The following is an 854-nucleotide window of genomic DNA, read 5'->3' on the forward strand; positions in this document are numbered from 1 at the left end:
GTCCACGTCGATGAGGCGCGCGTCCCACGTGCAGGTGAGCGTCATCACCTTCCCCGGCACCAGCGCCCCCGCCTCCACCACCGGCACGTCCCGCACCCGGCCCGGCGCCAGCAGCAGGGGCACGCGGGTGTAGGGCACCATCGCCACGAAGCCCTGCTCCAACCCCAGCGAGCCCAGGTTCGTCACCGCCACGGAGCCGAACGGATCGAAGGGCATCCCCACCCAGCGCAGGTTGAGGTTGAGCCCGTACCAGACGAACGACAGCAGCCGCAGCGCGGGGCCCATCAGCCAGCCGGGCAGGAGCGACGAGCGGCGCTTGCCGCGTTCAATCTCCATGTCCTCGCGCGCCCGCACGCGCGACACCTTCGCCTCCAGCGCGTCCGCCAGGGCCTCCAGCGACAGCGCGTCCGCGCGGTGCACGGTGGCGGTGGTCAGGTCCACCCGCGACGTCCCCTGCGCCGGCTGCACCACCAGCACGCAGACGCCCACGTCCTCGCGTTGCCAGGGGCGCTGGCCGCGCAGCACGACGTTGGCCTCGGGGTGGCGGCGCAGCGCGTCCGCGGCGGCCTTCGCCACCAGGTGCGTCACCGTCAGCCGCCGGCCCGTGCACGCGCGGTGGTCGGCCATGAACGCGAGCGCCGGCTCCATGCGCAGTTCCAGCGACGCATAGGACGACGGGTCGCGCGGCGTCCGCCACGTGCCCAGCGCGAGCTTGCGGAAGGCACCGGCGGGCGGCGCGGGTTTCAGGTCCAGGTTCACGGAAGGAGGCTCGCGCCATCGCACGCGGGAGGACGGGGTGCAACCGGGCACCCGCCCCTGTTAGACAGCACACCACCGCTTCCGCATCCCCCTCC

1 protein-coding gene is annotated in these 854 nt (G+C 73.7%); it reads right to left on the bottom strand.

Going from position 1 to position 854, the window contains the following annotated elements; translation table 11 throughout:
• The coding region (locus tag D7V93_RS43575) for a 2-oxo acid dehydrogenase subunit E2 (protein WP_208723374.1) at positions 1-759 on the bottom strand (759 nt) is incomplete at its 3' end.
• Between the last annotated feature and the right edge of the window lie 95 nt (positions 760-854).

The organism is Corallococcus llansteffanensis (assembly GCF_003612055.1).
Taxonomy (GTDB): Bacteria; Myxococcota; Myxococcia; order Myxococcales; family Myxococcaceae; genus Corallococcus; species Corallococcus llansteffanensis.